At 67.8% G+C, this 23831-nt stretch carries 21 protein-coding genes and 1 pseudogene; 10 read left to right on the plus strand and 12 right to left on the minus strand.

Going from position 1 to position 23831, the window contains the following annotated elements; genetic code table 11:
* Positions 1-49: 49 nt before the first annotated feature.
* The 7 genes from J4O73_RS08405 to J4O73_RS08435 form a co-directional block, all read right to left on the minus strand.
* Entirely contained in the window at positions 50-244 is a 195-nt protein-coding gene (locus J4O73_RS08405) for a hypothetical protein (RefSeq protein ID WP_426216377.1), read from the minus strand.
* A 170-nt stretch (positions 245-414) separates the two neighbouring features.
* Positions 415-663, minus strand: coding sequence for a helix-turn-helix domain-containing protein (locus tag J4O73_RS08410; RefSeq protein WP_426216379.1), 249 nt, complete (start codon positions 661-663; stop codon positions 415-417).
* 250 nt (positions 664-913) lie between these two features.
* A complete protein-coding gene (locus J4O73_RS08415) occupies positions 914-1606 on the minus strand; it encodes a sugar transferase (RefSeq protein ID WP_426216381.1) in 693 nt (230 codons plus the stop codon).
* A 423-nt stretch (positions 1607-2029) separates the two neighbouring features.
* Complete coding sequence (locus tag J4O73_RS08420) at positions 2030-2158, minus strand: hypothetical protein (RefSeq protein WP_378967515.1); 129 nt, start codon at positions 2156-2158, stop codon at positions 2030-2032.
* Between the two features lie 66 nt (positions 2159-2224).
* Entirely contained in the window at positions 2225-2758 is a 534-nt protein-coding gene (locus tag J4O73_RS08425; protein WP_426216383.1) for a ferritin-like domain-containing protein, read from the minus strand.
* A gap of 180 nt (positions 2759-2938) precedes the next feature.
* Positions 2939-3238: a hypothetical protein gene (locus J4O73_RS08430; protein WP_426216385.1), complete on the minus strand. Its 300-nt coding sequence runs from the start codon at positions 3236-3238 to the stop codon at positions 2939-2941.
* Between the two features lie 391 nt (positions 3239-3629).
* Positions 3630-4010 carry a VOC family protein gene (locus J4O73_RS08435; protein WP_426216387.1) on the minus strand — a complete coding sequence of 127 codons (381 nt, stop codon included), beginning with the start codon at positions 4008-4010 and terminating at the stop codon, positions 3630-3632.
* Positions 4011-4263: 253 nt separating this feature from the next.
* Between J4O73_RS08435 and J4O73_RS08440 the strand changes: the two genes are divergently transcribed.
* The 4 genes from J4O73_RS08440 to J4O73_RS08455 all read left to right on the plus strand — a co-directional run bounded on the left by J4O73_RS08440 (position 4264) and on the right by J4O73_RS08455 (position 9627).
* Positions 4264-5589: an LLM class flavin-dependent oxidoreductase gene (locus J4O73_RS08440; RefSeq protein WP_426216389.1), complete on the plus strand. Its 1326-nt coding sequence runs from the start codon at positions 4264-4266 to the stop codon at positions 5587-5589.
* Positions 5590-5688: 99 nt separating this feature from the next.
* Positions 5689-6588, plus strand: coding sequence for a LysR family transcriptional regulator (locus J4O73_RS08445; protein ID WP_426216390.1), 900 nt, complete (start codon positions 5689-5691; stop codon positions 6586-6588).
* A 198-nt stretch (positions 6589-6786) separates the two neighbouring features.
* Positions 6787-8214, plus strand: coding sequence for an aspartate ammonia-lyase (aspA, locus tag J4O73_RS08450; protein WP_426216392.1), 1428 nt, complete (start codon positions 6787-6789; stop codon positions 8212-8214).
* Between the two features lie 90 nt (positions 8215-8304).
* Positions 8305-9627: a dicarboxylate/amino acid:cation symporter gene (locus tag J4O73_RS08455; protein WP_426216394.1), complete on the plus strand. Its 1323-nt coding sequence runs from the start codon at positions 8305-8307 to the stop codon at positions 9625-9627.
* Positions 9628-9719: 92 nt separating this feature from the next.
* On the opposite strand, the gene J4O73_RS08460 is transcribed toward J4O73_RS08455, so the two are convergent.
* Entirely contained in the window at positions 9720-12050 is a 2331-nt protein-coding gene (locus J4O73_RS08460; RefSeq protein WP_426216396.1) for a Tex family protein, read from the minus strand.
* A 145-nt stretch (positions 12051-12195) separates the two neighbouring features.
* Between J4O73_RS08460 and J4O73_RS08465 the strand changes: the two genes are divergently transcribed.
* Both J4O73_RS08465 and J4O73_RS08470 read left to right on the plus strand, forming a co-directional pair.
* A complete protein-coding gene (locus J4O73_RS08465) occupies positions 12196-12687 on the plus strand; it encodes a peptide deformylase (RefSeq protein WP_426216398.1) in 492 nt (163 codons plus the stop codon).
* Positions 12688-12817: 130 nt separating this feature from the next.
* Complete coding sequence (locus J4O73_RS08470) at positions 12818-14113, plus strand: serine hydrolase domain-containing protein (RefSeq protein ID WP_426216400.1); 1296 nt, start codon at positions 12818-12820, stop codon at positions 14111-14113.
* Positions 14114-14120: 7 nt separating this feature from the next.
* On the opposite strand, the gene lpdA is transcribed toward J4O73_RS08470, so the two are convergent.
* The 3 genes and pseudogenes from lpdA to mdeB form a co-directional block, all read right to left on the minus strand.
* Positions 14121-15839, minus strand: coding sequence for a dihydrolipoyl dehydrogenase (lpdA, locus tag J4O73_RS08475; RefSeq protein ID WP_426216402.1), 1719 nt, complete (start codon positions 15837-15839; stop codon positions 14121-14123).
* An 11-nt stretch (positions 15840-15850) separates the two neighbouring features.
* Positions 15851-17179: pseudogene (gene aceF, locus J4O73_RS08480) on the minus strand (dihydrolipoyllysine-residue acetyltransferase); the annotation flags it as partial.
* Positions 17180-17266: 87 nt separating this feature from the next.
* Positions 17267-19942, minus strand: coding sequence for an alpha-ketoglutarate dehydrogenase (gene mdeB / locus J4O73_RS08485; protein ID WP_426216404.1), 2676 nt, complete (start codon positions 19940-19942; stop codon positions 17267-17269).
* A 185-nt stretch (positions 19943-20127) separates the two neighbouring features.
* Between mdeB and J4O73_RS08490 the strand changes: the two genes are divergently transcribed.
* Positions 20128-20616 carry an Lrp/AsnC family transcriptional regulator gene (locus J4O73_RS08490; protein WP_426216406.1) on the plus strand — a complete coding sequence of 163 codons (489 nt, stop codon included), beginning with the start codon at positions 20128-20130 and terminating at the stop codon, positions 20614-20616.
* Positions 20617-20802: 186 nt separating this feature from the next.
* Positions 20803-21813, plus strand: coding sequence for a 1-aminocyclopropane-1-carboxylate deaminase (locus tag J4O73_RS08495; protein WP_426216868.1), 1011 nt, complete (start codon positions 20803-20805; stop codon positions 21811-21813).
* A 5-nt stretch (positions 21814-21818) separates the two neighbouring features.
* Here the strand turns inward: J4O73_RS08495 and J4O73_RS08500 are convergent, their stop codons facing one another.
* Complete coding sequence (locus tag J4O73_RS08500) at positions 21819-22298, minus strand: Lrp/AsnC family transcriptional regulator (protein WP_426216870.1); 480 nt, start codon at positions 22296-22298, stop codon at positions 21819-21821.
* 221 nt (positions 22299-22519) lie between these two features.
* Here J4O73_RS08500 and J4O73_RS08505 point away from each other — a divergent pair, with 221 nt between their 5' ends.
* Both J4O73_RS08505 and J4O73_RS08510 read left to right on the plus strand, forming a co-directional pair.
* Positions 22520-23239: an HWE histidine kinase domain-containing protein gene (locus tag J4O73_RS08505; RefSeq protein WP_426216407.1), complete on the plus strand. Its 720-nt coding sequence runs from the start codon at positions 22520-22522 to the stop codon at positions 23237-23239.
* Between the two features lie 206 nt (positions 23240-23445).
* The gene (locus J4O73_RS08510; RefSeq protein ID WP_426216409.1) at positions 23446-23799 is read left to right on the plus strand and encodes a hypothetical protein; all 354 of its coding nucleotides are present in this window, start codon (positions 23446-23448) and stop codon (positions 23797-23799) included.
* Positions 23800-23831: the final 32 nt, after the last annotated feature.

Raw genomic sequence — 23831 nt, forward strand, 5'->3', positions numbered from 1 at the left:
GCGGACATCCTTCGACATCGAGCGGGGCGCCGATGAGCCGACGGAGGGTTCAGGCGAGCTTCTGGGGCCCACGTTTGCGAACGGCGACCTTGCCCAGAGCGTAAATCAGCAAATCCATCGTCCGGATCAGTGGCTCGTCGCCGATCTTGAAGATCGAATCCCTCAGATCGAGGGCGGCTAGGAGGGCGTCCTCGATCGTACGCTCGTGTTCCTGGCGCAATGCTGTTTGTGCGTTTTTCGACATAGTAGCCCGAGAGCACAATTTGTCCTCGCAACTTCGGGTTACGAAGTAAAAGAATGATTAAAAACTAGTGAGCGTTAAATCCGTCCGTGCGATTTGCTTCGTAATTCAAAATACGATCGCCACTTTTTGAGTTCTGTTCAAAACGATCGTCCGACCGAGGCAACGTTCCGTCAGTTACGCGCGCCGGGCGGCTTCGCGCGCGGCATCCCCGTCGATGTCAGGCCGAGGAACAACGACAACTGGATGAGTTCATCCAATGTTGCCGTCCCCTCATAAGTACCGCGCTCGATCGCTTCCAAACTCGACTGCGGAATTCCGACCAGTTGTCCCGTGTGGTCGACCGATAACGCGAGACGCTGTCGGGCGTGACCGGCATGCCGGGAAAGATTGGCCAGCAGAGTGTTCCGTGCTTGGTCCATGCGGCGGCGACCCGGTGTCCGATCCGCCTTTCTGACCCTTGGATGACAAGTCCTGGCCGGACAAAGATCTAGGGTTGCATGCCCCCATTTGAGGGCCGACGGATCAGCCCTGTTTTAGGTCGATAAATTGAAAGTCTATAGGTCAGGTTCTCTGTTTCAGGAGGATGATCGCTAAATGGGTTCTCCTGTGCGAGCCTTCGCGGACAATCGATAGGTCCGCGAAGGCTCGCCGGGCTTTCGGAAGGCTGCCTCAGCGGCTTCCCCGCTGGGCGAAGACGGCCGGAACGGTCTTGATCAGGATGGTGAGATCGCGCCGAAGGCTCCACCGGGCGGCGTAGTCGAGATCGAGGGCGACCCGCTCCGCATAGGTCGTGTCGGAGCGGCCGGAGACTTGCCACAGGCCAGTGACGCCGGGGGGCACCGAGAAGCAGGTCTCGAAGGCGGCGCCATAGCGGGCGACCTCCGCCTGGACGATCGGGCGAGGGCCGACGAGGCTCATCTCGCCGCGCAGGACGTTGATGAGTTGCGGCAGTTCATCGAGGGAGGTCTTGCGCAGGACCCGGCCCAGCGCTGTCACCCGCGGATCGTGGGTGAGCTTGTGCGTGGCATCCCATTCGGCGCGCGCGACGGCGTTGCCCGCGAGGTGGGCGACGAGGACGGCTTCGGCATCCACCACCATGGAGCGGAACTTCAGGCAGCCGAAGCTGCGCCCGTCGCGTCCGAGGCGACTATGGCTGAAGATCGGCGACTTGCGGTCGCCCAACCAGACCGCCGCGGAGACGAGGGCGAAGAGTGGCAGCAGAAGGAGCAGCGCCGTCGCGGCGACCGCGATGTCGAGACCGCGCTTGGCAGCCCGTCCGGCCCATTGCCCCCGAACGGGAAACTCATCGGCATCGCCGGTCGCAGAGACGGCATAAGTCGCGATCGGCAATGCACGCGGCATGTTTCTCTTTCCAGTTGACGTGTGGGCAGGGGTAGAAACTGTTAATTGGTAAACAAGTTATTAATCGTCTGTTTTTTAAGATTTTGCTGCGCGGAAATCAATCAAATAAACTTGAGTATGCTACGTAGATCGTTCGATGATTAATACTGCAAAATTTATGCTTAATGAGGGAGTGCGGCGGCGAAGCTTTAAGCGGGGCGTCTTCGTGGCATACTGAGGCGGAGTCGCCCGTCTTCACGTTCGTTTGAAACGGAATATGCCACACGCCTGCCCACCGAGGCGACGTAGTCCTCATCGCCCCTGAATGCGGGGGAGGGCGACGGACGATGTAGCATCGCCTGCGATCGAGAGATCGCAGGCGATGGTCTATCTTGGTGATTTCAATGGGTTAGAGGCGCCGAGCCGGTGTCGGCTCCGGATGCGTCAGCGGTGGTTCAGCGCATCGCCGTGGACGACGTGGCGCCACGCCTCGACGCCACCCGCCTGGAGCCAGAGCCATGCCGTTGCGGCGACCCACGGTCCGCCGATCAGGATGAAGGCAAGTAGGCCCATCTGTCCCTCCCTGGTGTGAGTCGCGAGTCTAGCCCCTCACGGTGCGAAAGTCTTGCCCGGCTGCCCTCAGGCGGATTTGCGCCCGCCTTTGACCGGCTCCGTCTCGCTTCCGGAACCCTCGACGTTGATGCGCTCGGCGATCTGCGAGAGCAGTTCGTCGGTCTTCTTCTCCTCCTGCAACGTCTCGTCCAGGAGCTTCGCGGCGTCCCCGTAGCCGAGTTGGGTCGCCCAGGTCTTCAGGGTGCCGTAGCGGGCAATCTCGTAATGCTCCACCGCCTGTGCGCAGCCGACCAGCACGGCGTCGGCAGCGGGGCTATCGCCGAAATCCTCCAGATCCTCTTCCATCTCGGACGTGAGGCCCTGCATCGCCTCGCAGGTCTTGCCGCGCGCGGGCTTGCCGAGGATCTCGAACACCTGTTGCAGGCGCTCGACCTGATTGGCGCTTTCCTCGGCGTGGGTTTCGAACGCTTGCCGAAGATCTTCGTGCTCGGCGGCTTTGGCCGATTTCTTCAGGGCCCGAACGGATTGCCTCTCCGCATAGTACACATCCTTCAACGTCTCATAGAAGGCGTCGTGCAGAGTCTTCGGCTTCGCGGCCATGGGCTGCCCTCGGTGGATGTTTGCATGCGAAGCGGGATGCTTCGATCTCACAACCACCGGTCACGGGCCCCCGTATCCCGCTCCGCGCCCCAGCCCGCGCGATTCTTTCCGCGTCCGGACACGCGAACGACCCGCGCCGATCGCTCGGGCGGGTCTGTCCGGCCAGATCCGCTGCGCGGATCAGCGGTGAGCGCGACGGGGGGCGCGGCCCGAGGCCCAGTTCGGCGCAATCACGTCGCGGCGGGCGATGGTCGAAGCGCGTGCCGCCGGAGCGTCGTTGTACATCGGCGCACCGGAGATCTGACCCGTGCCCGCCACCTGCGAGTGCAGGGATTTCGGATTGTGGTTCGGATCGCTGATGAAGCTGCTCATGTAGCCACCGCCAGCGGCCTGACGGCTCCCATCGCCACCTTCGGCGCGGGCGAGGGACGGAACGGCGAGGGCTACGGCAACGAGGCTCAGGGTCGCGAAGCGCATCATCTCAAAAACCTTCGGTTTAAGTGCGCCGGACCCCGTGTCCTGCGCCGTTGAGATGAATGTAGACGACAATTTCTCGCCTATAAGTGTGCGTTCGCACAAGTAATACTTGCTTATTTTAATCCTTGTACTTTTGAAGCGGCGTGCGTCGCCACACACGGAAGCAGAGAGAGGCGGTGATTTCGGGATTACGGGCCTCCGATCCCGTCAAGGCTGCGAGCTCGACCGAGACGGCACACGTTCAGTGAGGGGGCTTGCCTGCGTGACGGGCCCGTCCCGGCCGACGTCTTCGCCACGCGCTTCCGCTCGACGGATCCGGCCTCGGGCCGGTTTCTGCTGACCGCCTGAGTGCCATCGGGGGAGGGCGCCGGATGCCGCGCCCTCCGGTCATGCCTTAGCCGAGGGGGTACAGGGCACAGAGCTTGTTGCCGTCCGGATCGCGCAGATAGGCGAGATACAGGCGGCCTGCGGCGCCGTTCCGCTCGCCCGGCGGATCCTCGATAGCGGTGCCGCCATGCGCGGTGCCCGCTTCGTGCCACGCATTGGCCTGTTCCGGCGAGTCCACCGCGAAGCCGATCGTCCCACCATTGCCTGGGTTCGCGGCCTGGCCGTCGATCGGCTTGGTGACGAGGAACATCGCACCCTTGTGCTGGTAGACGAGGCGACCCGCCGCGTCCTCCCGGCCGGGCCGTCCGCCCATCGCGGCGAACAAGGCATCGTAGAACATCTTCGACCGGGCGATGTCGTTGGTGCCGACCATCATATGGCTGTACACGGGCAAGCTCCTCCTGTGGTTGTTTCCTCGGGGCGTGAGCTAGACGCGCAGCCCGCGATATCAACCTCCCCGTCCCTCGTCCCGCTGCGATCGCTTGAAAGAAGCGTCTCCAGACGATGTTTCTCGCAGTGGCGATGTACTGCTCCGGCCGCCGCTCAATAAGATAAGCTTCTCGTTGACGGAGGAACTTGCCTCCATCACGTTGTCGGCCGCATCCCGAGCGGGATCATCGCCGCGTCGCCAGTACCGGATCATGAGACAGGACAGCCTGCGCCTCGGCGCCTTCTTCTACGCCACGGGCCACCACATCGCGGGGTGGCGACACCCGTCGAGCGAGGCCGATGGCGGGCTCGTGCTCTCGCGCTACGTCGGCTGGGCGCAGAAGGCCGAGGCGGCGAAGTTCGACCTTCTGTTCCTGGAGGATGGCTCCGGCATCCGCGACGGCAACCTGCGGTCCAGCGAGCGCACGGCGCGCTCCACCCATTTCGAGCCGGTGACGCTGCTCTCGGCGCTGGCCGCCGTGACGAGCCGGATCGGCCTCGTCGCGACCACGTCGACGACGTTCAACGAGCCCTACAACGTCGCCCGGCGCTTCGCGTCGCTGGATCATCTCAGCGGCGGCCGGGCGGGCTGGAACCTCGTGACCTCCGCCACCGACGCCGAAGCCGCGAATTTCGGGGACGATGCCATCGCGCGCCACGCCGACCGCTACGAGCGGGCGGAGGAGTTCGTGGATGTCGTTCTCGGCCTGTGGAACACCTGGGACGACGGGGCGGTGATCATCGACCGGGACAGCGGCCAGTTCTCGAAACCGGACGGCTTCCGGCCCCTCGACCACCGTGGCAAGCATTTCACGGTGCGGGGACCACTCAACATCTCGCGCACGCCCCAGGGGCAGCCGGTCGTGGTCCAGGCCGGGGCCTCGGGACCGGGCAAGGATCTCGCGGCCCGGACCGCCGAGATCGTGTTCACCGCCAACCAGACCCTCGCGGAGGCGACCGAGTTCTACGGCGACCTGAAGGAGCGCATGGCCCGCTTCGGGCGCGACCGCGACGACCTTAAGGTGATGCCGGGGCTTTTCCCCGTGGTCGGGCGCAGCGAGGACGAGGCCCGCGCCAAATTCGAGGAGTTGCAGGCGCTGATCGACCCGGCGGTCGGCCTCGCCCTGCTGGAGCGGATGATCGGCGGCTTCGACCTCACGAGCTACGCCCTCGACGGCCCCGTTCCGGAGTTGCCGGAGGCGAACGGCATCAAGTCCCGGCAGCAACTGATGTTCGACCTCGCCCGGCGCGAGGGGCTGACCCTGCGCCAGCTCTACCTGCGGATCGCGGGCGCGCGGGGCCATTCCCAGATCGTCGGGACGCCCGCCCAGATCGTCGATGAAATGGAGGAGCGCTTCCGCGCCCACGGGGCGGACGGCTTCAACATCATGCCCGCGACATTGCCCGGTGGTCTCGACGATTTCATCGAACTGGTTCTGCCGGAATTACGCCGGAGGGGCCTGTTCCGCACCGACTACGAGGCACACACCCTGCGCGGGCATCTGGGCTCACGGCCCGCGCGTCCGCCCGGAGGCTGAGCGGCCCTGGCGACAGCCTGCGCCCGGTGTAGCGTCCTGCGCGCGCCTGTGGCGGCCCCGATGGCCTATGCGAGGTGATGCGCGTGGGTGGAGGGGGCCATGGAGCTGAAATGGGTCGAGGACTTCATCAGCCTCGCGGAGACACGCAGCTTCTCGCGCTCGGCCGAACTGCGCCACGTCACCCAATCGGCCTTCAGCCGCCGGATCCGCTCGCTGGAGGTCTGGCTCGGCACCGTCCTCCTCGACCGCAGCACCTACCCGATCACCCTGACGGCCGACGGACGCCACTTCCTCGAGACCGCCGAGGAGGTGGTGCGGCTCCTCACCCTCAGCCGGGCGGATTTCCGCAGCCGTAGCGAGGCGTCGAGCCTGCCCCACGTCACGATCACGGCGCTGCACTCCCTCTGCCTTTCCGTCCTGGCGGGATGGCTGGGGCGGATCCGCGAGGTGGTCGGGCCGCTGGGCAGCCGCGTGCTGCCCGAGAACTTCAACATCTGCATCCAGGCCCTGGTCGAAGGCGGCTACGACCTGCTCTTCACCTATCACCACCCGGCAATTTCCATCTCCCTCGATCCCGAGCGCCATCCCTTCCAGGTGATCGGCCAAGACAGCCTCGCCGCCTTCGCCGCGACCGGTCTGCTCACGCCGGATGCGCGGGGCCGCCTGCCGCTGCTGCAGTATTCGCGTGGCTCGTTCCTCGGGCGCCTGGCCACCATCGCCCAGGCGCAGCCGGGCGCGCCGGAGACTTATCCCGTCCACACCAACGAGAATTCCATGGCCGAGGCCCTGCGGACCATGGCGCTCGGCGGCCATGGGGTAGCGTGGCTACCCGCCAGCCTCGTGGCGCGGGAGGTTGCGGCGGGAACGCTGACGGCGGTCAGCCCCGCCATGCCGATGGAGATCCGGCTCTATCGCAGTGCCGAGCGGACGCGCCCCTTCCTCGATCAGGTCTGGAACGCTGCAGCCTCCGTCTCGCAAAACTATTCGCATGCGGAATAATTCCGGTCGTAACTAGCATTGGCGTCGCGCGGGCGCCGGGCCTATCGAACGCCAACCCGAAGCGCGACCGCATCTCCTGCGAGGCGCCCGCGCTCCGGGGCCATCCCGTCATCCGCAGCGGCGCCCCCTGGGCCGTCGCTCTTCGACCGTCCGCCACACCCTCGGCGCGACGGAGCGCCGTCGCGCGAGGAGTTTGCCGTGACCGTCCCGGTTCCAGAGGCCGTCCGTTTCGAACACGACATGCTGGGCGACGCGCCCGTTCCGGCATCCGCCTATTACGGTATCCACACCCAGCGTGCCGTCGAGAACTTCCCGATCAGCGGCACGATCCTGGCCGATTGCCCGGACCTGATCCGCGCGCTCGCAGCGATCAAGCAGGCGGCGGCTCTGGCCAACACCGAACTCGGCCTGCTCGATGAGCGGCGCTGCGGGGCGATCGTCGCGGCCTGCGAGGAGATCCGGGCCGGTGCCCTGCACGATCAGTTCGTGGTCGATCTCATCCAGGGCGGCGCGGGCACCTCGACCAACATGAACGCCAACGAGGTCATCGCCAACCGGGCGCTCGAGATCCTCGGCTACACGCGTGGCGCCTATGAGCATCTCCACCCCAACGAACACGTCAACATGGGGCAGAGCACCAACGACGTGTATCCGACCGCCCTGAAGATCGCGGCCATCGGCGCCATCCGCCGTCTCACCGTGGCGATGGCCTCCCTGCGCGGCAGCTTCGAGGCCAAGGCAGTCGAGTTCGCCGACATCCTCAAGATGGGCCGGACCCAGTTGCAGGACGCGGTGCCGATGACGCTGGGCCAGGAATTCGGCACCTATGCGCGGATGCTCGGTGAGGACGAGGCCCGGCTCGGCGAGGCCGAGCTGCTGATCCGCGAGATCAACATGGGCGCCACCGCCATCGGCACCGGCATCAACGCCCACCCGCTCTACGCGGCCATCGTCTGCCGCCAGCTGTCCCGCCTCACCGGCATCCCCCTCGTCACGGCCGAGGACCTGATCGAGGCAACGCAGGATTGCGGGGCCTTCGTGCAGGTGTCCGGCGTGCTGAAGCGCGTCGCGGTGAAGCTCTCGAAGACCTGCAACGATCTGCGCCTGCTCTCCAGCGGGCCGCGCGCCGGGTTCAACGAGATCAACCTGCCCGCGCGGCAGGCGGGGTCCTCGATCATGCCGGGCAAGGTCAACCCGGTGATCCCGGAGGTGGTGAACCAAGTCGCCTTCGAGGTGATCGGCAACGACGTGACGATCAGCTTCGCCGCCGAGGCCGGGCAATTGCAGCTCAACGCCTTCGAGCCGGTGATCGCCTACAGCCTGTTCCGCAGCCTCGCCCATCTGGAAGCGGCCTGCCGGACCCTCGATGTGAACTGCGTGCGCGGCATCACGGCCAACCGCGAGCGGCTTCGCGCCAGTGTCGAGCAGTCGATCGGGCTTGTCACGGCGCTCAACCCGTATATCGGCTACCGCAACGCCACCGCGGTCGCGGTGGAGGCGCATGCCACGGGTCGCGGTGTCTACGACCTCGTGCTGGAAAAGGGCCTGATGGGCCGTGCCCAGCTCGATGCGGTGCTCAAGCCAGAGCGCCTGACCCGCCCGCAGGCCTTCGCGCCGGTCGCCTGAGCCGGGTTTCGGGATCCGCCCCCGTCACGCCAGCGGCCGGATCCCGCTTTCTTTCACACACCCAGAACCGTCCAGGGAGGACTCGAAGAGATGACGCATGCCGATACGGCCCCGCGATCGGGGCGGCTCACCTTGTACACGGGGATCGGGCTCGCGCTCGGCATCCTCGTCGGCGCCGTGCTTCACGGGCAGGCGGCGGGACCGGAGGAGGCCAAGGCCCTGGCCTCCAACTTCACCATCGTCACCGACATCTTCCTGCGGCTGATCAAGATGATCATCGCGCCACTCGTATTCGCCACCATCGTGGCGGGCATCGCGAGCTTCGGGGATGCCCGCTCGGTCGGCCGCGTCGCCGCCCTCGCCATGGGCTGGTTCGTCACCGCCTCGGTGGTCTCGCTCTCCCTCGGGCTCATCGCCGCGAACCTGTTCCAGCCCGGCGCGGGCTTGAACCTGCCCCTTCCGGACGCGGGCGCGCAGACCGGCCTCAAGGCGGCCTCGCTCAACCTGCGGGACTTCATCACCCACGTCTTCCCGACAAGCATCGTCTCGGCCATGGCCACGAACGAGGTTCTTCAGATCCTCGTCTTCTCGGTCTTCTTCGGCTTCGGCCTCAGCGCGATCGAGCGCCGCTATTCCGAGCCGATGATCCTTCTCCTCGAAGGTCTGGCGCGGGTGATGTTCAAGGTCACCGACGCGGTGATGAAGCTCGCCCCGCTCGCCGTCTTCGCGGCGATGGCCGCCGTGGTCACGGTCCAGGGCCTCGGCGTGCTCGCCGATTACGGGCGGTTCATCGCGAGCTTCTACGCGGGTCTCTCGGCCCTGTGGCTGCTGCTGATCGCGGCGGGCTTCATGATCCTCGGCCGCCCGGTGGTGCGCCTGCTGCGTCTGCTGCGCGCGCCGATGATCTTGGCCTTCTCCACCGCGAGCAGCGAATCCGCCTTCCCGCGGACGGTCGAGATGCTGAGCCGGTTCGGCGTGAGCCCCCGTGTCACCGGCTTCGTGCTGCCGCTCGGCTACTCGTTCAACCTCGACGGCTCGATGATGTATCAGGCCATGGCCTCGCTCTTCATCGCGCAGGCCTACGGCATCCACATGGGCTTTGCCGAGCAGGCGACGATGCTGCTCGTGATGATGGTGACCAGCAAGGGCATCGCCGGGGTTCCGCGCGCCTCCCTCGTCGTGGTGGCGGCCACCGCCCCGATGTTCGGCCTGCCCGCAGCGGGCATCCTGCTCATCATGGGCATCGACCAGATCCTCGACATGGGCCGCACGGTCACCAACGTGCTCGGCAACGGCCTCGCCACGGCGGCGGTCGCCAAGTGGCAGGGGGAGATCTCCGAGACCGGCGAGGACGAGGCCGCCGGGACACCGGAAGCCGGGTCGACCGCTCCCGCGCTCAAGAAGGCGGCCTGATCGAGAGGATCGGGGGTCGCGACGGTCGGCGCCGCAGGGCGCCGACCTCATGTCCGACGGCTCGCGCGAGCCGTCGTGTTCGCGTCCGGGACCTACCGGTTGGGCCGGGTCGCGGCACGGCGGAGGGCCTCGGCGAGGGCGCCGCCCGGCTCGTCGCGGGGGGCGGGCCGCCTGTCCTGCGGTTTGTCCTGTTGCCTGGGCTCCGGCCGCGCGCCGGGCCTCGGTCCGGCGGGCGAGGCCGGGCGGTCGATCGGGTCGTCGAGGCGCATCGAGAGGCCGATCCGCTTGCGCGGCACATCCACCGACAGGACGAGGACGCGCACCACATCCCCGGCCTTCACCACCTCGGAGGGGGCGGAGATCCGGCGCCGCGCCATGGCGGAGATGTGGACGAGGCCGTCCTGATGGACGCCGATATCGACGAAGGCACCGAAGGCGGCGACGTTCGTCACCACGCCCTCGAGCTGCATGCCGGGCTTCAGGTCGCCGATGGTCTCGACGCCCTCTTGGAAGGTCGCCGTCTTGAAGGCCGGGCGCGGGTCGCGGCCGGGCTTCTCCAACTCGGCGATGATGTCGCGCACGGTCGGCACGCCGAAGCGCTCGTCCGCGAAGGTGGCGGGCGAGAGGGTCTTGAGCTTGGCCCCGTCGCCGATCAGCGCGCGGATGTCGCTCTTCGTCGCCTCCAGGATCCGCCGCACCACCGGATAGGCTTCCGGGTGGACGCCGGAACTGTCGAGGGGGTTCTCGCCATCGCGGATGCGCAGGAAGCCCGCCGACAACTCGAAGGTCTTCGGCCCGAGGCCCGGCACCTTCTTCAACGCGACGCGGCTGCGGAACGGCCCGTTCCCGTCGCGATGGGCGACGATGTTGGCGGCGAGCGACGCGCCGAGGCCGGAGACCTGGGCGAGCAGCGCGGGCGAGGCGGTGTTCACATCGACGCCCACCGCGTTCACCGCGTCCTCGACCACGGCCGAGAGGGAGCGCGACAGCTTCGCCTCGCCGACATCGTGCTGGTACTGGCCGACGCCGATGGATTTCGGATCGATCTTCACGAGTTCCGCGAGAGGGTCCTGCAACCGGCGGGCGATCGACACCGCGCCGCGATGCGACACGTCGAGATCCGGCAATTCGCGGCTCGCGATCTCGGATGCGGAATAGACCGAGGCCCCCGCCTCCGAGACCATCACCTTGGTCATGGAGAGGTCCGGGTTGGCAGCCAGCACCTCGGCGGCGAGCTTGTCGGTTTCACGGGAGGCGGTGCCGTTGCCGACGGCCAGCAACTCGACCTTGTGGCGGCGGCAGAGGCGGCCCAGGGTCTCGACGGTTTCGCGCCAGCGGCGCTGCGGCTCGTGCGGATAGGTGGTTTCCACGGCGAGCACCTTGCCGGTCGCGTCCACCACCGCGACCTTCACGCCGTTGCGGTAGCCCGGATCGAGCCCCAGCGTGGTCCGGCCCCCGGCGGGGGCCGCGAGCAGCAGGTCCTTCAGATTGCCCGCGAACACCTTCACCGCCTCGGCCTCGGCCTTCTCGAACAGCCGCGTGCGCAGATCGGTCTTGATGCCGGTGCGGATCTTGGTGCGCCACGCGACGCGCGCGGTCTCGATCAGCCATCCATCGCCGGGGCGACCCTGGGCGGCGATGCCGTGACGGTGGCAGATCGCCCGCTCGAACGGGCCGGGCGTGCCCGCCGGCATGTCCTCGCCCTCGGCGGCGATGTCGAGATCGAGGATTTCCTCCTTCTCGCCCCGGAACAGGGCGAGGATCCGGTGCGAGGGCATGCGCTCCAGCCGCTCGCTCCAATCGAAGTAGTCGGAGAACTTGGCGCCCGCCGCCTCCTTGCCCTTGCGCACCCGCGAGACGGCCTGTCCGGCGCGCCAGACATCCTCGCGCAGACGCCCGACGAGGTCGGCATCCTCCGCGAACCGTTCGATCAGGATGTGCCGGGCGCCCTCGAGGGCGGCGTCCGCACCCGCCACGCCCTTGTCCGGCGCGACGTAGCCGTCGGCGGTCTTCAGCGGATCGGCCATCGGGTTGGCGAGGAGAGCCTCGGCAAGCGGCGCGAGCCCGGCCTCGCGGGCGATCTGCGCCTTGGTCCGGCGCTTGGTCTTGTACGGAAGATAGATGTCCTCCAGCCGCGCCTTGGTGTCCGCGGCGGCGATGGCGGCTTCCAGCGCCGGGGTGAGCTTGCCCTGCGCGCGGATGCTGTCCAGCACGGTGCCGCGCCGATCCTGCAACTCGCGCAGGTAGCCGAGGCGCTCCTCAAGCGTGCGCAACTGCGAATCGTCGAGGGAGCCGGTCGCCTCCTTCCGGTAGCGGGCGATGAAGGGCACCGTCGCGCCCCCGTCGAGCAGGCCGACGGCGGCCTCGACCTGGGCCTCGCGCACGCCGAGTTCCTGGGCGATCAGCTGGTTCACGGTGGTCATGATGTCTCCCGTCGTCCGAGCGAGCGCGCGTGGAACCGGGGTCTGGCCCCGGCGAGCGGGGGGATGTACCGCCTCGGAACCGTCCGGGCCAAGACCCACACGAGCAAGGCCTCAGGAACAAGACTCTGCCAGGAACAGACCGACCATGCCCGCCCGCCCCCTCGTGTCATTCCCGGATCCCCGGCTCTCGTGTGCCGCCGAGCCGGTCGAGACCTTCGGCCCCGAACTCGTGGCCCTCGCGGACGATCTGCGCGACACGCTCTTGGCGGTCTCCGCCATCGGCCTCACGGCGCCGCATCTCGGCGTGGCCGCGCGGCTGATGGCGATCCGCATGGCGCCGGACGAAGATCTGCACGTCTATGTGAACCCCGCGATCCTCTGGGCCTCGGATGAGACGGAGACCCATGACGAGGGCAGCGTCAGCATGCCGGGCGTGCGCGAACGGATCACCCGGCCTGCGCGCATCCGCTTCGCCTATTCCGGCCTCGACGGCGAGCGGCACGAGCAGGAGGCGGACGGCTTCCACGCGGCCGTCATCCAGCACGAGATCGACCAGCTCGATGGGATCTTCTGGATCGACCGCCTGTCCCGGCTGAAGCGGGAGCGCCTGCTCAAGCGGTTCGGCAAACTGAAGTGAGCCACGGCACGTAACAGCCTGAGGCAAATCTGACCGGCCGCGACGGCCTTCGCTGGACGGAAGGGGACGATCATCGGAGGGTGTGCCGATCCCGCGCCAGACGGGTTTTGAGAACAGGACCGTCGAGGAAATGCCCCACACCGTGACGCGCAGCCTGCGCACCGGCCTGCTCGCCTTCGGCCTTCTTGCCGCGGGCCTCGGCCCCTCAGCCGCCTTCGATCCGGCCCCCGCTCCGGTCGAGGCCGGGCAGGCGGGCTTCGACGCCGCCCGCCTGAAGGCCATCGGCGATTTCGTCCGGCGCGACATCGCCGCGGGCAAGATCCCCGGCATGGTCCTGTTGGTCCTGCGCGACGGCAAGCCGGTGATGTTCGACGCGTTCGGCGAGCGCGCGCCCGGCTCGCCCATGCAGCGCGACAGCCTGCACCGCATCGCCTCCACGACGAAGATGTTCGTCACCACGGCGGCATTGCGCCTCTACGAGCAGGGCCGCTTCAAACTGACCGATCCGGTTGCGACCTACCTCCCCGAATTGAAGGACCTGAAGGTCTTCGCCGGCGCGGAGAGCGGCACCGGCACGGACGTGCCTCCCCCGGAGGCGGCCAAACGGGCGCCGACCGTGGGGGATCTGATGCGGCACACGGCCGGGCTCACCTATTGGTGGATCGGGCCGTTGAACGCGGTGCGGCGCAACCAGCGCGATCAGGATCTCGAGGGGCTCTACAGCCTGACGGGCGAGGAGATGCTGGCCAAGCTCGGGCAGCAGCCGCTCCTGTATCAGCCGGGTTCGACCTTCGAGTATTCGATCGCCACCGACGTGCTCGGCCATCTCCTGGAGCGGATCGAGGGCAAGCCGCTGGACCGGGTCGTGTCGGAGCAGGTGTTGCAGCCCCTCGGGCTCACCGACACGGTGTGGCAGGTCGATGAGGCACGGGCCGACCGCTTGGCGGAGCCGTCGCAGGCGACGCTGGCGAAAGACCCGCTCGCCTGGGTCTATGGCTGGCTCGACCTGCGCAAGCCGCCGAAGCGCTTCTCCGGCGGCGCCGGACTCGCTTCGACGGCCGGGGATGTCGGCCGTCTGCTGCAGATGCTGGCCAATGGCGGCGAGATCGACGGGGTGCGGCTGCTCTCTCCGAAGACCGTGCGCTTCATGCTGCACTCCGACCAACTCGCGGGTCTTCGCGGCCCGCGCAACAACGTCGAGGACGGCTACGGCTGGAGCCTCGTGAACCCGGTCCGCCTCGCCACCGGCGCCCACACGACGCCCGGTGCGCCGGGCGACGTCTATTGGGGCGGCATCACCGGGCCGCGCTACATGGTCGATCCGACGGAACGGCTCGTCGTGGTGGCGATGTTCCAGGCCCCGAGCCTGCGGGGCCATTACTATTCGCTGCTCCGGCAGATGATCTACGGCGCCATGGTCAAGTAGGGCGCCCCTACCGCCTGCGCGGCGGCAGGTCGGTGCAGATCCCGAGCGAGACCTCGGCGGCCATGCCGATGGTCTCGCCCAGCGTCGGATGCGGGTGGATGGTGCGGCCGATATCGGCGGCGTCCGCCCCCATCTCGATGGCGAGGCCGATCTCGCCCAGCATGTCGCCCGCACTCGGGCCAACGATCGCGCCGCCGACGATCCGCTGGGTCTCGCGGTCGAAGATCAGCTTCGTCAGCCCGTAATCGGCGCCGTTGGCGATGGCCCGGCCCGACGCTCCCCAGGGGAAGCGCGCGACATCGACCGCGCGTCCCTGTGCGGCGGCCTGCGCCTCGGTGAGGCCGACCCAGGCGATCTCCGGGTCGGTATAGGCGACGGACGGGATGACCGCCGCGTCGAATCCGGCCCTGTGCCCGGCGGCGACCTCGGCCGCCACATGGCCCTCGTGCACCGCCTTGTGGGCGAGCATCGGCGCCCCCGCGAGATCGCCGATGGCGAAGATGTGCGGCACGTTCGTGCGCATCTGCGCATCGACCGGCACGAAGCCGCGCTCGACGTTCACCCCGGCTTCCGCGAGCCCGAGCCCATCGCCGTTGGGGCGCCGCCCAGCCGATTGCAGCACGAGATCGTAGGTGCGCGGATCGGGCTCGTCCTTCAGGGTCACCGTGATCCCGTTTGGCCCGGCCTCGGCCGCGACCACCTCGGCGCCGGTCAGGATCCGGTCGAAGCGGTGGGCGTTGCGCTTGGTCCAGACCTCCACGAGGTCGCGGTCGACCCCGTCGAGGATGTGCGGCAGGCGCTCGACCACATCGACCCGCGCGCCCAGCGCGCTGTAGACGGTCGCCATCTCCAGCCCGATGATGCCGCCGCCGATGACGAGCAGGCGCTTCGGCACGAAGGGCAGTTCGAGGGCGCCGGTCGAATCGACGATGCGCGGATCCTTCGGCAGCATCGGCAGGGCGACTGGGGAAGACCCCGCCGCGACGATGGCGCTGGTGAAGCCGATCTCCCGCGCGGCGCCCGCGCCGGTCTCGACCGCGAGGCGGTTCGCGCCCACGAAGCGCGCCGTGCCGCGCACCACCTCGACCTTGCGCAGGCGCGCCATCTGCGCGAGCCCGTCGGTCAGGCGGCGCACCGTCGCGCCTTTAAAGGCGCGCAGCTTGTCGAGGTCGATCGACGGGGCACCGAAGGACACGCCGTGATCGGCGAGGCGCTGCGCCTCCTCCGTGACGGCGGCCACGTGCAGCAGGGCCTTCGAGGGGATGCAGCCCACGTTGAGGCAGACGCCGCCGAGAGTCGGCTCGCGCTCCACGAGGATCACCCGCTGGCCGAGATCGGCCGCGCGGAAGGCGGCGGAATAGCCCCCCGGCCCGCCGCCGATCACCACCACGTCGCAATCGGTCTTGCCGGAAGGGGCCGTAGCGGGAGCAGGGGGGTGAGCCGGTGCCTCCTGGGGCGCTTCCGGCGCGGCCGGGCGCACGTCGCCCTCGGCCTCGATGCGGGCGATCACCGTCCCGGCGGAGACCTTTTCGTTGAGGCCGATCAGCATCTCCACCACCCGCCCGGCCCTGGGCGAGGGGATGTCCATCGTCGCCTTGTCGGATTCGACCACGCACAGGGTCTGATCGAGGGCGACCGTCTCGCCCACGCTCACCGAAATCTCGATGACGGGCACGTCGCGGTAATCCCCGATATCGGGGACGCGGATGTCGATGATCTCGCTCATGGGATCGACGCTCACAGGAGGGCGCGGCGCAGGTCCGAGAGGACCGAGGCGACATGGCCGAGGAAGCGGGCGGCCGCGACGCCGTCCACCACCCGGTGATCCCAGGACAGGCTGAGGGGCAGGATCAGGCGCGGGCGGAAGGTCTCGCCGTCCCAGACCGGCTCCATGCGCGAGCGCGCGGCGCCGAGGATCGCGACCTCGGGGGCGTTGATGATCGGCGTGAAGCCGTCCCCGCCGATGCCGCCGAGCGACGAGACGGAGAAGCAGCCGCCCTGCATGTCGGCCCCGCTCAGGGTGCCCGCGCGGGCCTTGTCGGCGAGCGCCGCCATCTCGGTGGCGATCTCGATCAGGCCCTTGCGGTCGGCATCGCGCACCACCGGGACCATCAAGCCCTTGGGCGTGTCCACGGCGAAGCCGATATGGACGAACTCCTTCATGACGAGGTGGTCCCCGTCGAGCGAGCTGTTGAAGCGCGGATAGGCGCGCAGCGCCGAGGCGGCGGCCTTGATGAGGAAGGCCACCATCGTCACCCGAGCGGGCGGCGTGCGCTTTTCGGCGTTCAGCCCGACCCGGAAGGATTCGATCTCGGTCACGTCCGCATGGTCGAAGTTCGTGACATGCGGGATGGTCAGCCAGTTGCGCGTGAGGTTCGCCCCCGAGAGCGACTGGATGCGCGACAGCGGCTCGCGCCGCACCGGTCCGAACTTGGCGAAATCCACCTCGGGCCAAGGCGGCAGGTTGACGCCGATCCCGCCGGACACCGGAGCAACCGGAGCGGAGGCGGGGGCGGGGGCGGCCAGCGCCGATTTCACGAAGGCATGGACGTCCTCGCGCAGGATGCGGCCCTTCGGCCCGCTGGGCGGCACGCGGTCGAGGGTGACGCCGAGTTCGCGGGCAAGTTGGCGCACGGAGGGGCTGGCATGGGCCGAGCCGGCGGCGGCAGGCTGAGGTGCGGTCGCAGGCGCGGCGGACGGCGTGGGGCTTAGAGCCGGAGCGGGAACGGGAGCCGGGGCCGGAGCCGGAGCGGGCGGCGGAGGAGGTGGGGCGGCGGGCGGCTCGGCGGCGGCCGTCTGCGCACCCTCGGCTTCCAGCGTCAGGATCGGCGATCCCTGCGAGACTTTGGAGCCCACGGCCACCAGCAACTCGCGCACGATGCCTGCGACGGGGGAGGGGACCTCCATCGTCGCCTTGTCGGATTCGAGGCTCAGGATCAGGTCGTCCACCGCGAGGCGGTCGCCCGGCTTCACCATGAGCTCGATCACCGGCACGTCCTTGTAGTCACCGATGTCGGGAAGGGTGATCTGCAGCGCGGCGCTCATGCAGGGGTCGTCCTCGGGAGAAGGGTACGCGTTGGGCGTGGGCGTGGGGGTGCGTGATCCGGCTCCCCTCGCGGTATGCGCGAGGGGAGGGAGCGGCCGTGCGAGGCGTCAGAGGGTCCAGGGCGCCGGGGCGGCCTGATCGATGCCGTAGCTGCGGATCGCCTCGGCGACCGTAGCGCGGGGCACGCTGCCCGCTTCACTGAGGGCGTGGAGGGCGGCGATCACCACGTGCTGTCGGTCCACCTCGAAGAAGCGGCGCAGCTCGTTGCGGGTGTCGCTGCGTCCGAACCCGTCGGTGCCGAGCGCCACGAACCGGGCGCCGACATAGGCGGCGATCAGCTGCGGATAGGCGCGGACATAATCGGTCGCGGCGATGACCGGCGCGGAGCCGGGCAGGAGCTTGGCGACATGGCTCCGGGGGGCCTCGGTCTCGGGGTTGAGCCGGGCCTGACGCTCGGCGGTCTGGGCATCGCGGGCGAGTTCGCTGAAGCTCGTCGCGCTGAACACCTCGGCCTCGACGCCCCAATCACGCTTCAGCATCTCGGCGGCGGCGATGACCTCCGGCAGGATCGCGCCCGAGCCGAGGAGGCGTACCGCGCCCGTCCCGGTCTCCGGCCCGGACAAGCGGTACAGGCCCTTGAGGATGTCCGCCTCGGCGCCCGCCGGCATGGAGGGCTGGGCGTAATTCTCGTTCATGGCGGTGAGGTAGTAGAACTCGTCCACCCCCTCTTCCATCATGCCGCGCACGCCGTGATCGACGATCACCGCCATCTCGTAGGCGAAGGCGGGGTCGTAGGCGCGGCAATTCGGGATCGCCGCCGCCTGCATGTGGCTCGACCCGTCCTGGTGCTGAAGGCCCTCGCCGCCGAGCGTCGTGCGCCCGGCCGTGGCGCCGATGAGGAAGCCCCGCGCCCGCTGGTCCGCCGCCGCCCAGATCAGGTCGCCGACCCGCTGGAAGCCGAACATCGAGTAGTAGATGTAGAACGGCAGCATCGACAGGCCGTGGACGCTGTAGCTCGTGGCGGCCGCCGTCCAGGACGAGATGGCGCCCGCTTCCGTGATGCCCTCTTCCAGCAACTGCCCGTCGCGAGCCTCGCGGTAATAGAGCATCGAGCCGGCATCCTCCGGCTCGTAGAGCTGGCCCTGCGGCGCATAGATGCCCACCTGCCGGAACAGGTTCGCCATGCCGAAGGTGCGCGCCTCGTCGGCGACGATCGGCACGATGCGGGGGCCGAGATCCTTGTGCTTCAGGAGGTTGCCGAACAGGCGCACCACGGCGGTGGTGGTCGACATCTCCTTGCCGCCCGCCTCCAGGGCGAAGGCGGCATAGGTCGAGAGCGGCGGCACCGGCACGGTCGGCGCGGTGCGGCGGCGGGCGGGCAGCATGCCGCCCAGGCTGTCGCGGCGCTCGCGCAGGTAGCGCATTTCGGCGCCATCCTCGGCGGGCTTGTAGAAGTCCAGAGCCTCGACCTGCGCGTCGGTGAGGGGCAGGGCGAAGCGGTCGCGGAAGGCGCGCAGGGCGTCCACGTCGAGCTTCTTCGCCTGGTGGGCGGTCATGCGCGATTCGCCCGCGCCGCCCATGCCATAGCCCTTCTTGGTCTTGGCCAGGATCACCGTCGGGCGGCCCTTGGTGGCCTTCGCGGCGGCGAAGGCCGCGTAGAGCTTGCGGAAATCGTGCCCGCCGCGCTTCAGCCGGTCGACATCGGCATCGGACATGTGGGCGACGAGTTCGCGCACCTCCGGATCCTCACCGAAGAAGTGGGCGAGGTTGTACGCGCCGTCCTTGGCGCCGAGCGTCTGATACTTGCCGTCGACCGTCTCGGCGAAGCGGCGCAGCAAGGCGTGGTTGGTGTCCCGGGCGAAGATCCCGTCCCATTCCGAGCCCCACAGCACCTTGATGACGTTCCAACCCGCGCCGCGGAACAGGTTCTCCAATTCCTGGATGATCTGTCCGTTGCCGCGCACCGGGCCGTCGAGCCGCTGCAGGTTGCAGTTGATGACGAAGGTCAGGTTGTCGAGGTTCTCGCGCGCGGCGAGCGACAAGCCTGCGATCGATTCCGGCTCGTCCATCTCGCCGTCGCCGAACACGCCCCAGACATGTCGGCCGGAGGTGTCGGCGAGGCCGCGGTCGGACAGGTAGCGCATGAAGCGTGCCTGATAGACCGAATGGATCGGCCCGATGCCCATGGAGCCGGTCGGCACCTGCCAGAAATCCGGCATCAGCCAGGGATGCGGATATGAGCACAGGCCGTCGCCGGAAATCTCCTGCCGGTAATGCTTCAGCTGGTTCTCGGAGAGCCGTCCATCGAGGAAAGCGCGGGCATAGACGCCCGGTGCCGAGTGCGGCTGGAAATAGACGAGGTCGCCGTCCGCGCCGCCCTTGAAGAAGTGGTTGAAGCCGACCTCGAACAGTTCGGCGGCGGAGGCGTAGCTCGCCACGTGCCCGCCGAGTTCGCCGTAGGCCATGTTGGCCCGCACCACCATGGCCAGCGCGTTCCAGCGGATGATCGAAGTCAGCCGCTCCTCGATGTCGAGGTCGCCGGGATAGCGCGGCTGCTTCTCCAGGGGGATCGTGTTCCGGTAGGGCGAGTAGGGCAGAGCCTCCTCGGACAGGCCGATCTCCTTCGAACGGCGCTCCAGCCGGTCGAGGATGAAGCGCGCCCGCGCCGGGCCTTCCATCCGGAACAGCGAATCGAGGGCCGCCACCCAATCGGCGGTTTCCACCGGATCGGTATCGACCTCCGCCGACCGCGCGATCGTGGTCTTGGACGGAACGGCATTCATGGGGCGGCCTCCCTGGTTTCACGGGACAATAAGGGCACGCACGCGGGAAGTGTTGCCGGATTGGGGCATCGGCCGCACCGTCATAGGCAGGATCGACCGCGTTTCGCAGCTTTCGAGGTATGCTATGCCGCTGATGGACCGCTGAGCGCGCGTTCGGCCGTCATCGGAGCGGAGAAACGGAAAAAATGGCCACTCGATCGCCCGTCCTCGATCCGGCGAGCCTGCGCATCCTCGAGCGCCTTCAGCAGAACAGCGAAATCAGCACGTCGGACTTGGCCGAATCGGTCGGCCTCTCGACCTCGCCCTGTTGGCGGCGGGTGAACGACCTGAAGGCGGCGGGCGTCATTCGTGGCTGCGTCGCGGTGGTCGATCCTCTGAGCGTCGGGCTCCCCGTGAATGTGTTCGTGCATGTCTCGTTGGAGAAGCAGACCCAGGCCGCGTTGCAGGCCTTCGACGAAGCCGTTCGGTCCCGCCCGGAAGTGATGGAATGCTACTTGATGAGCGGCGAGGCCGATTACCTCTTGCGCGTCGTGCTGGAGGATCTGAGCCAGTATCAGCAACTGGTGCTCGACCATCTCACCCGCATCCCGGGGGTGGCGAGCATCCGCTCCAGCTTCGCCCTTGGCCAAGTGAAGTACACGACCGCCCTGCCGCTCGGGCACCTGCAGCGATGAGTGTTTGGAAGAAGCTTCCGTTGACGGGGAAATTTCCAAAACTTTTCGCGTAATTTTCCTGACAAGCACACAATCAGGATCAAAAATACGGATAAATTTGCAAGCACATTTCGCGACGGCTCAGCTAATCTTTCCTCATCGCATTCAGGTCGGCCGCTGGGGCCGGAGAGGAAGTTCGCCATGTCCATGCTGTCCGGGTTCGAGCGTTATCCCCTCACCTTCGGCCCGACGCCGATCGAGCCCCTGAAGCGCCTCTCGGCCCATCTCGGCGGCGGTGTCGAGATCTATGCCAAGCGCGAGGATTGTAATTCCGGCCTCGCCTATGGCGGCAACAAGCTGCGCAAGCTCGAATACATCGTACCGGACGCCCTGGCCTCGGGCGCCGATACGCTCGTCTCCATCGGCGGCGTGCAGTCGAACCACACCCGCATGGTCGCCGCCGTGGCCGCCAAGCTCGGCCTGAAGTGCCGTCTGATCCAGGAAGCCTGGGTGCCGCACGAGGATGCCGTCTACGACCGCGTCGGCAACATCCTCCTGTCGCGCCTGATGGGCGCCGAGGCGCAGCTCGTCGATGATGGGTTCGACATCGGCATCCGCGATAGCTGGAAGCGCGCCCTGGCCGAGGTCGAGGCCGAGGGTGGCAAGCCCTACGCGATCCCCGCCGGGGCCTCGGTGCACAAGTTCGGCGGCCTGGGCTATGTCGGCTTCGCTGAAGAGGTGCGCGCCCAGGAAAAGGAAATGGGCCTGCATTTCGACTACATCGTCGTCTGCACCGTCACCGGCTCGACCCATGCCGGCATGGTCGTGGGCTTCGGCGCCGATGGGCGCGCCCGCAATGTCATCGGCATCGACGCCTCGTGCACCCCGGCCCAGACCAAGGCCCAGGTGCTCTCGATCGCCCGGAACACCGCCGAGCTGATTGGAGCGGCCTCGGTCGCGGATGAGGATGTGGTCATCAACGAAGACTACGCCTACCCGGTCTACGGCGTACCCTCGAAGGAGACCGTCGAGGCGATCCGCCTCTCGGCCCGGCTGGAAGGCATGATCACCGACCCGGTCTACGAGGGTAAGTCGATGCAGGGCATGATCGATCTCGTGAAGAAGGGCTTCTTCCCCAAGGGCTCGAAGGTGCTCTACGCCCATCTCGGCGGCGCCCCGGCACTCAACGGTTACAGCTACACCTTCCGCAACGGCTGATCCGCTCAGAAGGCAAGGGGGGCGTTATCGACGACCTCCTTCATCACGAAGAAGGTTCGCGTCTGGCGGACGCCGGGCAGGCGGATCAGCGTGTCGCTGTGGAGCCGGTTGAAATCGGCCATGTCGCGGACGCGGACCTTCAGGAAATAGTCGAAATCCCCGGCCACGAGGTGGCAATCCAGCACGGTCGGCAGGCCGGACACCGCCTGCTCGAAGGCCTCGAAGCTCTCGGGCGTCGACCGGTCCAGCACCACGCCCACGATGACGAGAGAACCCCGTCCGATCTTCTCTGGGGCGATCTCGGCCCGCACGCCCCGGATGTAGCCCGCCTCGAACAGGCGCTGCGTCCGGCGATGGCAAGTGGCGGCGCTGGTGTTCACCCGTGCGGCGAGATCCGCGTTGGCGAGACGGCCATCCGCCTGCAGCAGCCGCAGGATCTTCACATCCATGCGGTCGAGCTCTTCGGGGATGGAATTTTCTTTCATCATCTGCCTGCCGGAAGGAAGCGATCTGCAAGGACGGCCGTAGCCCCGGAAGGGTGGCCCCGTCCTTCCCGGCTTGGCAAGCGGCGTGCCCGGACGGCGAAGGGCAATTCGCTCACAGGTTGTATTTGCGCCGGATCACTTGGTGGAAAAGGGCGGTTGTCCGAGGTGCGCGGCCCCTGAAGCCGGGTGCCGAGGACAAGAGGCTCACCCGCGAGGCCCGGATGAACTCCGACAAGGCGAACGTCGCGCTGATCCAGCGCAACGCCGAACTCGAAGCGGACAATGCCCGTCTTCGCCTGCGTCTCGACCGCCGCGACGCACCGGCTGAATCGCGCCACCATTTGCGTACGACCCTCGGCCTCGTGAGAGAGGTCATCCAGCGTTCCGCCGAGGCACGCGAGGAGGCCTCCCATTACGCGGCCCATCTCCGCGACCGGCTCGACGCTATCGTGCGCATGCATGTCGCCATCGATCATACGGGACATGTGAGCCTGCACGCGGCCATCGCCGAGGAATTGCTGACCTACACCCTTCAGGAGGGCGACCGCCTGCTCCTGAGCGGACCGGCGATCCACTTACGCCCCCGGGCGGCGCAGATCTTCGGATTGGTTCTTCATGAATTGGCGGTCAACGCGGTCGAGTTCGGGGCAGCGACGGATCCGGCGGGCCGGATCGAGGTGTCCTGGCGCATCGAGGCGCAGGCGCGGGAGCCCACCCTGTTCCTGACATGGAAGGAATCCTCACGGGCCATCCTCGCCACGCCGGTCCGGCACGGCTTCGGCACGGAGGTGCTGACCCAGATGGTCGGGCACGGTCTCGGCGGGCGGACGAACCTCGTCTTCGAGCCGGATGGCGTGTGCTGGACGTTGCGCTGCCCGTTCTCGTCACGGGTCGGACACCTCGCGCAGGATGAGGGCGAGGGGGGCACCGACGGGGAGTGATGCCTCGCCGGGCCTGCGCGACCGAACGTCTCCACCACGAGCCGTATCCGACCTGATTGCGTCAGGCCGGCGGCTCTAACTCTTGGTTTCAACGCGCCTTCTTGCGACGAACCGGTATCCGTTCTGTCGGAATGCGCTCTTGCGGCCGGGGCGTTGCCAAGGGCCGGATCGGCTGTCACTGCCGAGGCGTGAGGGACAGCGCGGGAATGGTCATGACGCTTGCCGACCCTGTCGCCCGCGCCGCCGAGGCGGCCCGCCGCCAAGCCCAGCGCTTTCCGGGGGCCATCGCCAAGGACGCGCTACCCTGGGCGGTGATCGAGGCCTACGATGCCGACGTTCGCCTGTATCTCGAACGCGACCCGCGTATCGAGGACGAGCGCGACCGCGTGCTGATTGCGGCGGTGAAGCTCGCGGAAACGCCTCCCGACGATGACGAGGACATCACCGCCGCCCGCGCCCACCTCGTGGATGCGATCGACTATCTGGAGCAGGCCGTGCTGCGCTTCGGACGCCCGAACCGTCAGGCGATCAAGCTCGGGCTTGGTCCGATCGATCGGTAATTGCAACTGCAACGTGTTATTAACCGGTGCGT

Origin of the sequence: Methylobacterium sp. NFXW15, assembly GCF_049887755.1 — a bacterium.
Lineage (GTDB): Bacteria > Pseudomonadota > Alphaproteobacteria > Rhizobiales > Beijerinckiaceae > Methylobacterium.

Coding starts and splice junctions, on each gene's coding strand:
- J4O73_RS08425 (WP_426216383.1), bottom strand. CDS start 2,758: ATGGCCGCGAAGCCGAAGACTCTGCACGACGCCTTCTATGAGACGTTG.
- mdeB (WP_426216404.1), bottom strand. CDS start 19,942: ATGAATGCCGTTCCGTCCAAGACCACGATCGCGCGGTCGGCGGAGGTC.
- J4O73_RS08460 (WP_426216396.1), bottom strand. CDS start 12,050: ATGACCACCGTGAACCAGCTGATCGCCCAGGAACTCGGCGTGCGCGAG.
- J4O73_RS08430 (WP_426216385.1), bottom strand. CDS start 3,238: ATGATGCGCTTCGCGACCCTGAGCCTCGTTGCCGTAGCCCTCGCCGTT.
- J4O73_RS08495 (WP_426216868.1), top strand. CDS start 20,803: ATGCTGTCCGGGTTCGAGCGTTATCCCCTCACCTTCGGCCCGACGCCG.
- J4O73_RS08470 (WP_426216400.1), top strand. CDS start 12,818: ATGCCCCACACCGTGACGCGCAGCCTGCGCACCGGCCTGCTCGCCTTC.
- J4O73_RS08440 (WP_426216389.1), top strand. CDS start 4,264: ATGAGACAGGACAGCCTGCGCCTCGGCGCCTTCTTCTACGCCACGGGC.
- J4O73_RS08405 (WP_426216377.1), bottom strand. CDS start 244: ATGTCGAAAAACGCACAAACAGCATTGCGCCAGGAACACGAGCGTACG.
- J4O73_RS08415 (WP_426216381.1), bottom strand. CDS start 1,606: ATGCCGCGTGCATTGCCGATCGCGACTTATGCCGTCTCTGCGACCGGC.
- J4O73_RS08420 (WP_378967515.1), bottom strand. CDS start 2,158: ATGGGCCTACTTGCCTTCATCCTGATCGGCGGACCGTGGGTCGCCGCA.
- J4O73_RS08510 (WP_426216409.1), top strand. CDS start 23,446: ATGGTCATGACGCTTGCCGACCCTGTCGCCCGCGCCGCCGAGGCGGCC.
- J4O73_RS08505 (WP_426216407.1), top strand. CDS start 22,520: ATGAACTCCGACAAGGCGAACGTCGCGCTGATCCAGCGCAACGCCGAA.
- J4O73_RS08500 (WP_426216870.1), bottom strand. CDS start 22,298: ATGAAAGAAAATTCCATCCCCGAAGAGCTCGACCGCATGGATGTGAAG.
- lpdA (WP_426216402.1), bottom strand. CDS start 15,839: ATGAGCGAGATCATCGACATCCGCGTCCCCGATATCGGGGATTACCGC.
- J4O73_RS08465 (WP_426216398.1), top strand. CDS start 12,196: ATGCCCGCCCGCCCCCTCGTGTCATTCCCGGATCCCCGGCTCTCGTGT.
- J4O73_RS08410 (WP_426216379.1), bottom strand. CDS start 663: ATGGACCAAGCACGGAACACTCTGCTGGCCAATCTTTCCCGGCATGCC.
- J4O73_RS08455 (WP_426216394.1), top strand. CDS start 8,305: ATGACGCATGCCGATACGGCCCCGCGATCGGGGCGGCTCACCTTGTAC.
- J4O73_RS08445 (WP_426216390.1), top strand. CDS start 5,689: ATGGAGCTGAAATGGGTCGAGGACTTCATCAGCCTCGCGGAGACACGC.
- J4O73_RS08490 (WP_426216406.1), top strand. CDS start 20,128: ATGGCCACTCGATCGCCCGTCCTCGATCCGGCGAGCCTGCGCATCCTC.